The sequence below is a fragment of the Sphingomonas sp. SRS2 genome (assembly GCF_000971055.1).
GTDB lineage: Bacteria > Pseudomonadota > Alphaproteobacteria > Sphingomonadales > Sphingomonadaceae > Rhizorhabdus.
In genome coordinates this window covers 1-8,379 of sequence record NZ_LARW01000168.1, presented here as the reverse complement: position 1 = coordinate 8,379, position 8,379 = coordinate 1, and the positions used below count along the sequence as shown (strand labels likewise).

At 64.7% G+C, this 8,379-nt stretch carries 15 protein-coding genes; 4 read left to right on the top strand and 11 right to left on the bottom strand.

Annotation, left to right across the window (positions count from 1 at the left end; all coding sequences use genetic code 11):
- Nucleotides 1-124: 124 nt before the first annotated feature.
- The 10 genes from WP12_RS23245 to WP12_RS25430 all read right to left on the bottom strand — a co-directional run bounded on the left by WP12_RS23245 (nt 125) and on the right by WP12_RS25430 (nt 4,600).
- Nucleotides 125-1,084 carry a DNA topoisomerase IB gene (locus WP12_RS23245; RefSeq protein ID WP_046196026.1) on the bottom strand — a complete coding sequence of 320 codons (960 nt, stop codon included), beginning with the start codon at nt 1,082-1,084 and terminating at the stop codon, nt 125-127.
- An 84-nt stretch (nt 1,085-1,168) separates the two neighbouring features.
- Nucleotides 1,169-1,588, bottom strand: a complete 420-nt coding sequence (locus WP12_RS23240) for a SecDF P1 head subdomain-containing protein (RefSeq protein WP_046196025.1) — start codon at nt 1,586-1,588, stop codon at nt 1,169-1,171.
- Nucleotides 1,585-1,998: a SufE family protein gene (locus WP12_RS23235; RefSeq protein WP_046196024.1), complete on the bottom strand. Its 414-nt coding sequence runs from the start codon at nt 1,996-1,998 to the stop codon at nt 1,585-1,587. The genes WP12_RS23240 and WP12_RS23235 overlap by 4 nt, the downstream gene beginning before the upstream one ends.
- A gap of 70 nt (nt 1,999-2,068) precedes the next feature.
- Nucleotides 2,069-2,311, bottom strand: coding sequence for a hypothetical protein (locus tag WP12_RS23230; protein ID WP_046196023.1), 243 nt, complete (start codon nt 2,309-2,311; stop codon nt 2,069-2,071).
- Between the two features lie 25 nt (nt 2,312-2,336).
- Nucleotides 2,337-2,594 (bottom strand): hypothetical protein, encoded by a 258-nt coding sequence (locus WP12_RS23225; RefSeq protein ID WP_046196022.1) that lies wholly within the window; start codon nt 2,592-2,594, stop codon nt 2,337-2,339.
- 25 nt (nt 2,595-2,619) lie between these two features.
- Complete coding sequence (locus tag WP12_RS23220) at nt 2,620-2,877, bottom strand: hypothetical protein (protein WP_046196021.1); 258 nt, start codon at nt 2,875-2,877, stop codon at nt 2,620-2,622.
- Nucleotides 2,878-2,999: 122 nt separating this feature from the next.
- Nucleotides 3,000-3,380, bottom strand: coding sequence for an envelope stress response membrane protein PspC (pspC, locus tag WP12_RS23215; RefSeq protein ID WP_046196020.1), 381 nt, complete (start codon nt 3,378-3,380; stop codon nt 3,000-3,002).
- A gap of 38 nt (nt 3,381-3,418) precedes the next feature.
- Nucleotides 3,419-3,688 (bottom strand): envelope stress response membrane protein PspB, encoded by a 270-nt coding sequence (pspB, locus tag WP12_RS23210; protein ID WP_046196019.1) that lies wholly within the window; start codon nt 3,686-3,688, stop codon nt 3,419-3,421.
- Between the two features lie 4 nt (nt 3,689-3,692).
- Entirely contained in the window at nt 3,693-4,364 is a 672-nt protein-coding gene (gene pspA / locus WP12_RS23205) for a phage shock protein PspA (RefSeq protein ID WP_046196018.1), read from the bottom strand.
- A gap of 89 nt (nt 4,365-4,453) precedes the next feature.
- Nucleotides 4,454-4,600, bottom strand: coding sequence for a hypothetical protein (locus WP12_RS25430; protein ID WP_160299276.1), 147 nt, complete (start codon nt 4,598-4,600; stop codon nt 4,454-4,456).
- Between the two features lie 172 nt (nt 4,601-4,772).
- Here WP12_RS25430 and pspF point away from each other — a divergent pair, with 172 nt between their 5' ends.
- Complete coding sequence (gene pspF, locus WP12_RS23200; RefSeq protein ID WP_046196017.1) at nt 4,773-5,828, top strand: phage shock protein operon transcriptional activator; 1,056 nt, start codon at nt 4,773-4,775, stop codon at nt 5,826-5,828.
- Entirely contained in the window at nt 5,825-6,568 is a 744-nt protein-coding gene (locus tag WP12_RS23195) for a hypothetical protein (RefSeq protein ID WP_046196016.1), read from the top strand. Before pspF ends, WP12_RS23195 begins: the two co-directional genes overlap by 4 nt.
- 64 nt (nt 6,569-6,632) lie before the next feature.
- On the opposite strand, the gene WP12_RS23190 is transcribed toward WP12_RS23195, so the two are convergent.
- Nucleotides 6,633-7,199, bottom strand: coding sequence for a urate hydroxylase PuuD (locus tag WP12_RS23190; protein ID WP_046196015.1), 567 nt, complete (start codon nt 7,197-7,199; stop codon nt 6,633-6,635).
- A 197-nt stretch (nt 7,200-7,396) separates the two neighbouring features.
- On the opposite strand from WP12_RS23190, the gene WP12_RS23185 reads away from it, so the two are divergent.
- Both WP12_RS23185 and WP12_RS24535 read left to right on the top strand, forming a co-directional pair.
- Entirely contained in the window at nt 7,397-8,029 is a 633-nt protein-coding gene (locus WP12_RS23185; protein ID WP_046196028.1) for a superoxide dismutase, read from the top strand.
- A 189-nt stretch (nt 8,030-8,218) separates the two neighbouring features.
- On the top strand, nt 8,219-8,379 hold a 161-nt coding region (locus WP12_RS24535), incomplete at its 3' end, for a transposase (RefSeq protein ID WP_152663831.1).

The following is an 8,379-nucleotide window of genomic DNA, read 5'->3' as shown; positions in this document are numbered from 1 at the left end:
GTTTTCTGCAAACTCAAAGAGTTCAAGCGCATCGCCATGCGCGCCTGCAAAACCGATCTAAGCTTCTCCGCAATGATCTACCTCGCCGCAGCCGTCATCAACTCGCGATGAATCCCCACAACCCCTAGAGCTTCCCGGTCAGCACCGCGAGGCTGGCCCGCTCGTTGCTGCGCAGCGCCTTCGGCTCGCCGGGCACATTCTCGATCCACCTGCCCGCCTTGGCCATGTCGATGAAGGCCGGCGCGACATAGGATTTGCGGCACACCGCCGGCGTGTTGCCAAGCTGGCGGGCAACCTCCTCCAGCAGCGTCTTTACCGATGTCCGCCGCCCCCGCGACAGCATCCCCGCCGCCACCGCGCAGGCGCGCCAGGTGCGGAAGGTCTTGGCCGTGCCGGCGCCGTCGGTCAGTTCGCAGATCCATTGGTTGATGTCGGCGGCACGGACGCGCAGACCCGATCGCGTAGCGAAAAGGTCGCCCGCTCCCGAGGTTTTGAGTTCGGCCAGCGCGGCGGCGAGCGCCGCATCCTTGCCCGACAGCTCGGCGCGGATGCCGTGCTTGCCGTAGAAGCACAGGTGGATCTCATCGCCGTTTATCCGCGCGTGGCGATTGAGCAGCGTCGTCGCGCCGAAGCTGCCGCGCGCCGCCGAATCGGTGGAGCCGACCCGAATCGCGAAACCATCGAGCAGCCGCACCGCCGCCGCCCGCGCCCGCTCCCAGGGATCCTGGCTCCGCAGCGCGCGGCGGACCGCTGCGCGGACATGCGGCAGGTGCTTCGCGAACTCGGGGAGCCCCGCGAACTTCTCCTCATCGCGCATCTCGCGCCAGGCGGTGTGATAGCGATATTGTTTGCGTCCGGCGGCATCGAGCCCGGTCGCCTGAACCGGGGCATCGGCGTCGGGATTGATCCACACCTTGCGCCAGGCGGGCGGGATGCCGAGCTGGAGGATGCGCATCCGCTCCTCGACATCGCTGACCGTCGATCCGTCCGCCGCCACGAACCGCCACCCCCGCCCGCGCCGCATCCGGCCGATGCCGGGGGCAGAGTCGATCGTGTCGAGCTGTTCGATGGGGCGGTGCTGCATGGAGATGGGAGAACGCCGCGCGCGGAAAAAGGGTGCGGAGCCTGTCCATATATTGTCGCCCGGCGGGGGCGAGGCGACGAGTATCTATTCGCCGAGATCGTCGGGGAGCGGATCGCGGCCCGAGATCCGCCGCGCCAGCGCCTCGGCGTCGGTCAGGTTCCAGCGGCCCGGAATCTCGATCACACCCGAGGTCAGCGGCTTGCGGATCAGCTCGGCGCCGAGCGTCTTGCCATCGAGCGCCACCGTCAGCGGCTTGCCGACGAGCGCAGCGCTGATCCTGCCGAGCCGTTCCGCCGCCGCGGGGGTAAGCGTCAGCATGATGCCGACCTTGGCGTTGATGTCGGGCAGCGCGCGGGCGTCGAGCACGTCCGACACCGCAAATGCCTCGCCGGCGATCGTCAGCGCGCCGGTGGCGAACGGCGTCGCTGCGGGCGGGGCGGCTCCGACGGGTGCGGCCAGCGGGATGGCAGCGATCAGCAGCAACAGGGCCAGCCGCGCGCTCATGCGTAGCGCTCGGCGGTCGACCGGATCAGCGTGATCATGTTCGGAATCCCCTGAGTGCGGTTTGAGCTGAGCTGGTTCTTCAGGTCGAACGGCGCGAGCGCGGCGGCGATGTCGGTGTCGCGAATCTCGGCGGCGGGCTTGTCCTGAACGGTCAGCAGCACGAGCGCGATGATCCCCTTGGTGATCGCGGCGTTGCTGTCGGCAAGGAAGTGCAGCGTCTTGTCGCCGCGGACCGTGGGATAGACCCACACCGCCGCCGAACAGCCGCGCACCAGCGTCGCATCGGTCTTGAGCGCATCGGGCATCGGCTCCAGCGCCTTGCCGAGATCGATCAGCAGGCGGTAGCGGTCGTCGGCATCGAGGAATTCATATTCGTCGATGATGTCGGCGAAATGGGCGGGCTCGGTCATGGGGAGCGCGACTAGTGCATTTTGCACTTCTCGTCATCCCAGCTTTCGCCGGGATGATGGTGGACGGAGATCAGAGATCCACCCAGGCCGCGATCGCCTCGAGCTTGCGGACGCGCTCCTTGAGGTCGGCGAGCTCGATCCGCGCGGCGGGCGAAGGGCCGCTGGGCGTTGCGGCTGCGTGGTGATGGCCTGCGAGCTTCATCCGCTCGAGTTCCAGCCAGCCGCGCCAGCCGCTCAGCGCGGTCCAGGCCAGCACGGCGACGCCGATCAGGCCCGCGCCGCTGATGGTCAGCCAGAAGATGGGATCCTGCATGGTCCTGCTTCCTTCCTGTTCTTGCTCAGTCGCGATTCCGGAGCGCCTCGATCTCGCGATCGAGCGTCAGGCCACGGTCATTTTCGGTGGCGATCCGCTCAAGGACGGCGACCCGCTCCTTGAGCGTCCGCAGTTCGTCGCGGAGCCGCTGGTTTTCGGCATCGTCGGCCGGGCGGACGAACTCGTCACCCTTGCGGTTGCGGACAACGCCATATTTGGCGCGGAAGATGCTGGCGATTGCGGTGATCGCGACGATCAGCACCACCATTTCGAAGGGATTCATCCGGAGTCTCCGAAATCAGATTGGGTCAGTTGATCGGCTGGTCGCGCAGCCGGTCGATCTCATCGGCCAGCACCGTCGACCGATCGGTCAATATGCGTTCGAGAACGGCGACCCGCTGTTCGAGCCGCTCGGTCTTGGCCGCATATTGCGCGGCCTTCTCGGCGGTGTCGGCGGACATCGCACCGATCTGCTTCTCCTTGAGGGCGAGCCATTTCTTGGCAACCCCGCCGAGGATGGCGATGATCGGAATGCTGAGAAAGATGAAGGCGAAGATATTGTCCATGTTCAACCCCTGAACCCTGAGCCAGACCCTGCTTACAACAGTGTCGGTTGATCTTTTCGACAAACGACGTGCTCGCTTCGACCGATGTCATGAAGCCTGACGCAGCCGTCGCCTCGATTGCCTCAGCGAAGCGCGTCGATCTCGCGGGCCAGCGCCGAATTATGGCTGGTCACATGCGTCTCGATGTCGGCGATGCGGCGGTCGATGTCGCGGAACTTGGCGCGGACGTCGCGGACCGTGGCGCCGGGCCGGGCCCGCACCGTCTGCCAGAACTTCTCATCCTCGCGGCTGGTGCCGTAAAACTCACCGGGCTTGTCGCTGGCGAGCCAGTTGGTGACAAGATAGGCCAGTATCGTCCAGCCCGAGGTCATGAAGGTGAGGATCACGACGCCGACCCGGATCAGGGTCACATCAAACCCTGTATAGTCAGCCAGCCCGGCGCAAACGCCCAGCCATTTGCGGTTACGCTTGTCGAGGTAGAATTTGGTGCGACGAGCGGACATTGCGAACTTCCCTTCCTGTTATCTGTAGCGGCCAGCGATCAATTCTCGCGGCGCCAGTCCTCATCACGGCTGCGCTCGGCTGCCTGGCGGGGGCGCCAGGCCGGATCCTGGCTGTCCAGGATCCGTTCCAGCGTGCCGAGCCGTTCATCAAGGCGTCGAGCCATGTCGTGCATGTCGTCGAGCAGCCGCTCGTCCTCGACCGTCAGGCCGCCATTCTTCTTCCACTGGGTGACATAGTGGAAGATCAGCCAGGGCAGTCCGATGAAGAGGATGCCGACGACGACGATCGGGACGAGCGTGTCTTCCATCGGATCAGGCCCCCTTGCCTGCGATATTAGCCTTCAGCGCGGCGAGCTCGGCATCCACTTTGTCGCTCGATCGCAGCTCGGCGATCTCCTCGTCGAGGGTCTTCGGCGCGGCGCCCATGCCCGCCGCGTCGGCGCGGCCTTCGGCATAGTCGACCCGGCGTTCGAGCAGCTCGAAGCGCGAGAAGGCGTCGTCGATCTTCGGGCCGGCATACATCTCGCGCATCTTCGCGCGGTTATTTGCCGATTCGAGGCGGGTGACGATGCTGTTCTGCCGGGCGCGCGCCTCGCGCAGCTTGCCCTGCAATTTGGAGATATCGCCCTCGGATGCCCTGAGCGATTCATCGAGCAGCGCGATCTCTTCGTTGAGCTGCTCGGCCAGGTCGGCGGCCTTCTGCTTCTCGGTCAGCGCCGCCTTGGCGAGGTCCTCGCGGTCCTTCGACAATGCGAGCTCGGCCTTTTCCAGCCAGTTGGCCTGGACCGTGTCGAGCTTGGCGATCTGCCGGCGGAGCTCTTTCTGGCCGGCGATCGTGCGCGCCGCGGAGGCGCGCACCTCGACCAGCGTCTCCTCCATCTCGAGGATGATCATGCGGATCATCTTCGCCGGGTCTTCCGCCTTGTCGAGCAGGTCGGTGACATTGGCGGCGATGATGTCTCGGGTGCGGGAGAAAATCCCCATATTCAGGCTCCTTATAACGCTCGATACTGCTTGGTTGGGGGAAGCGTCCGCCCCGTCAGCTTAATAGCTTCGGACCCGGACGCCATGCTTTACTTGGCGATCTGGACGACCTGTACGGTCGCCACATCGGCGCGGGCCGGGGCGACGGCGCCCAGCACGCAGATGGTGGAAAGGATCGCCGCGCCGACCGTCGAAACGGTGATGCGCTGGAGGTCGACCTTATCGAACTTGAACATCTGACTATTCCCTACTGGCGTTTCGATCCCGGCTGGCCCGGTGTTGCCAGTTATATTGCAGGGACCGTGCCAATTTCAGAATTGGCGAAAATCCGGGACTTTCCGGCCGGACGCACCGGACTGGCACGATTTTCTATTGCCAAGACTTGGGAAAATTTGCCAACTCTCGGCTGTGGAACGCGAAGCGCAATTCATCGGCCAGTCCTATGCCTTTCTCGACTCGGTTGAGCGGGCGAGCCGCGCCGCCGGGCTCAACCGCCCGGTTCTGGTGATCGGCGAACGCGGCACCGGGAAGGAGCTGGTCGCCGAGCGCCTCCACCGCCTGTCGCCGCGCTGGGACCAGCCGCTGGTGACGATGAACTGCGCGGCACTGCCCGAAAATCTGATCGAGGCCGAGCTGTTCGGCCATGAAGCGGGCGCCTTTACCGGCGCCACCAAGGTGCGGGTCGGCCGTTTCGAGGAAGCGCATGGCGGCACGCTGTTCCTCGACGAACTTGCGACATTGTCGATGGGTGCGCAGGAGCGGCTGCTGCGCGCGGTAGAATATGGCGAGGTGACGCGGATCGGATCGTCACGACCGATACGGGTCGACGTCCGCATCGTCGCCGCGACCAACGAGAACCTGCCCGAACTGGTCGAAAAGGGCCGCTTCCGTGCCGACCTGCTCGACCGGCTGTCCTTCGAGGTGGTGACGCTGCCGCCGTTGCGCGTCCGCGAGGGCGACGTGCCGGTGCTGTCCGAGCATTTCGCGCGGCGCATGGCATCCGAACTCGGCTGGCCGCACTGGCCGGGCTTCAGCGCCGCTGCGTCGCAGACGCTCGCCGATCACGACTGGCCCGGCAATGTCCGCGAACTACGCAATGTCGTGGAACGCGCGGTCTATCGCTGGGACGATCCCGAGACCCCGGTCGACGCGATCCAGTTCGATCCGTTCGACAGCCCCTGGCGGCCGGCGGCCTCGCCGCCGTCCGCCGCTCCGGCCGCCACCGCGGCCGAGGCGTCGCTTCCCATGCCTGCGGCCATGACCGCGCCGGTGACGACCGCCGCCGCCCATCTCGATTGCGACGACTTCCGCGCTGCGGTGCTCGGTCATGAGAAGGCTTTGCTCGAAGCTGCGCTCAAGCGCTGCCGTTTCAACCAGCGCGCGACCGCGCTGGCGCTCAAGCTGAGCTATGACCAGCTCCGCCACGCGCTGCGCCGCCACGACCTGCTCGATCGGCAGGCATGACTCCGGCCGAGCGGCTCTTCGCGAGCTTCGACCGGCTCTACATCCTCAACCTGCCGGGCCGCGCCGACCGCCGCCACGAGATGGCCGGCGAACTCGCCCGGATCGGCGCCTCGCTCGACGATCCGCGCGTGCGACTTTTTCCCGCGCTTCGCCCCGCCGTTGCCGGCGGCTTCCCCAATATCGGCGCGCACGGTTGCTTCCTCAGCCATCTTGCAATGCTGCGCGAGGCGCGCGACCTCGGCTGCCACGCGATCCTGATCCTGGAGGATGATTGCGACTTCGCCGCCGGGATCGAGGCGCTGCTCCCGCCGGCGCTCGATCAACTCGACGTCCTGGGCTTCGATATCTTCTATGGCGGCTATGATCTGTCAGAGGGGCCTGGCGACGCCGATGCCGCTGCCACGCCGCTGATGCTTGCCGACTGCGCCGCGCCGGTACGCACTACCCATTTTCTGGGCTTCGGCCGCACCGCGATCGAGGCGCTCGTCCCCTATCTCGAAGCGATGCTCACGCGCCCGGCCGGTAGCGCCGAGGGCGGGCCGATGCATGTCGACGGCGCTTATAGCTGGTTCCGCGCCAGCCGTTGCGATCTGACCGCTTGGCTCGCGCGCCCGCCGCTCGGCCACCAGCGCCCGTCGCGCACCGATATCGCCCCGCCCGGCCCGCTTGATCGGCTACCCGGCCCGCTGCGGACCGCCGCGCGCTGGGCGAAGCGAGCGTGGATGCGGCGCTTCCCTTAATCGTCATAAGAAAAGGGCCGGAGACTTTCGCCCCCGGCCCCTTCTTCACGATGTCGGACGATGATCAGCCAAGATTGGCGTTGGTCATCGCATAGAGCATCGGAATCGACAGCAGCGTGTTGATCCGCGAGAAGATCATCGCGGTCTTCGCGGCCTTCGCCTTGGTGTCGGCGTCGGCTTCGACGAGGCCCAGCGCCTTCTTCTGGTTCGGCCAGATCACGAACCAGACGTTGAACGCCATGATCAGCGCCAGCCACATGCCGATGCCGATCAGGCGGTAATCGGCCTGCAGCACCATCGCCTGATGCAGATAACCGGTGATATAAGCGACCGCGAGACCGGTCAGCACGGTGAAGGCGGCGCCCCAGCGGAAGAAGAACAGCGCGTTGGGTGCGATATATTTCGACACGCCCGGCTTCAGCTCGGCAGGCACCGACGGCATGGTCGGGATCTGCACGAAGTTGAAGTAATAGAGCAGGCCGATCCACACGATGCCGAAGAAAACGTGCAGCCAGCGCAGCACATAGTTGAGCAACAGCGCCTGATCAGGGCCGAGATAGGCTATCAGAGCGATCGCGGCGACGAGGCCGGTAAGCAATACCAGATGTAGATTGCCGAAAAATTTGTCCATGGCGGGTCCCCTGCATGTTGCGTCCGCTCCCTTGCCATGCGGATCGCTTCAGCGCGCACCTTAGGAATCCGCGAATCGTTTGTCACACATAATGATGTCCCGAGCCCGCTTTACGACAGATATCAGGCAGAGCCGGACCCTTGCGCGCGCCGGATCGTTAACCCCTTGAATCGAATATTCCTATGGAGATGAACGACATGGCCTTTCAGCTTCCCCCGCTTCCCTTCGACCGGGCGGCGCTCGAACCGGTCTTGTCAGCCGAAAGCTTCGACTATCATCATGGCAAGCATCACAAGGCCTATATCGACAAGGTCAACGGCTGGATCGACGAGAAGGGCCTTGATGGGAAATCGCTGATCGAGGTGATCCGGCTCGCCAAGGACAGTGGCGACAAGCCGCTCGCGAATAACGCCGGCCAGATCTGGAATCACGATTTCTTCTGGCAATGTCTTGCCCCCGCCGGGTCGAGCAAACCCTCGGCGCAGCTAACCCAGCTGATCGACGCGGCGTTTGGCGGCCATGAAAAGATGCTCGAGAAGCTTGCCGAGGAGGCGGTGGGCCATTTCGGCAGTGGCTGGGCCTGGCTGGTGCTCGCCGGCGACGCGCTCAAGATCACCTCGCTGCACGACGGCGAGACTCCGCTGAGCCATGACGGCATCAAGCCGCTTCTCACCCTCGATGTGTGGGAACATGCCTATTATATCGACTATCGCAACGCGCGTCCGAAGTTTGCCGAGGCCGTGCTCGGCCAGGTAATCAACTGGGACTTCGTGTCGCGCAATATCGAGGGTGACGCCGCAGCGCAGGGCGATCTCGCGCAGGCGGCTTAGAGTTTGTTTCAGCGAAGCTGAAACGGCGGTACCGGCCCGCTCCCCCACCCAACCTCCCGATATATTACGCTGGATCGGGAGGTTGGGTGGGGAAGCGGACCGGTACCGCTTCCACGTAAGTGAAACAAACTCTAGGGGTTGTGGGGATTTAGGATTCACATTTTTGGGGAGATGTGATTCACACTTTGGATGGAACGCTTCGTACTGACCGACGCCCAGTGGGCAAAGATGGAACCGCATTGTCTGGGTAAGCCGACCGACCCGGGACGAAGCGGGAGGAACAACCGTCTATTTTTGGAGGCAGTGCTATGGATTGTCCGGACGGGCAGTCCATGGCGTGATCTGCCGAC

Excerpts from the sequence above, each read along its gene's own strand:
- WP12_RS23245 (WP_046196026.1), bottom strand. The coding sequence starts at position 1,084 with ATGCAGCACCGCCCCATCGAACAGCTCGACACGATCGACTCTGCCCCC.
- WP12_RS23240 (WP_046196025.1), bottom strand. The coding sequence starts at position 1,588 with ATGAGCGCGCGGCTGGCCCTGTTGCTGCTGATCGCTGCCATCCCGCTG.
- WP12_RS23235 (WP_046196024.1), bottom strand. The coding sequence starts at position 1,998 with ATGACCGAGCCCGCCCATTTCGCCGACATCATCGACGAATATGAATTC.
- WP12_RS23230 (WP_046196023.1), bottom strand. The coding sequence starts at position 2,311 with ATGCAGGATCCCATCTTCTGGCTGACCATCAGCGGCGCGGGCCTGATC.
- WP12_RS23225 (WP_046196022.1), bottom strand. The coding sequence starts at position 2,594 with ATGAATCCCTTCGAAATGGTGGTGCTGATCGTCGCGATCACCGCAATC.
- WP12_RS23220 (WP_046196021.1), bottom strand. The coding sequence starts at position 2,877 with ATGGACAATATCTTCGCCTTCATCTTTCTCAGCATTCCGATCATCGCC.
- pspC (WP_046196020.1), bottom strand. The coding sequence starts at position 3,380 with ATGTCCGCTCGTCGCACCAAATTCTACCTCGACAAGCGTAACCGCAAA.
- pspB (WP_046196019.1), bottom strand. The coding sequence starts at position 3,688 with ATGGAAGACACGCTCGTCCCGATCGTCGTCGTCGGCATCCTCTTCATC.
- pspA (WP_046196018.1), bottom strand. The coding sequence starts at position 4,364 with ATGGGGATTTTCTCCCGCACCCGAGACATCATCGCCGCCAATGTCACC.
- WP12_RS25430 (WP_160299276.1), bottom strand. The coding sequence starts at position 4,600 with ATGTTCAAGTTCGATAAGGTCGACCTCCAGCGCATCACCGTTTCGACG.
- WP12_RS23195 (WP_046196016.1), top strand. The coding sequence starts at position 5,825 with ATGACTCCGGCCGAGCGGCTCTTCGCGAGCTTCGACCGGCTCTACATC.
- WP12_RS23190 (WP_046196015.1), bottom strand. The coding sequence starts at position 7,199 with ATGGACAAATTTTTCGGCAATCTACATCTGGTATTGCTTACCGGCCTC.
- WP12_RS23185 (WP_046196028.1), top strand. The coding sequence starts at position 7,397 with ATGGCCTTTCAGCTTCCCCCGCTTCCCTTCGACCGGGCGGCGCTCGAA.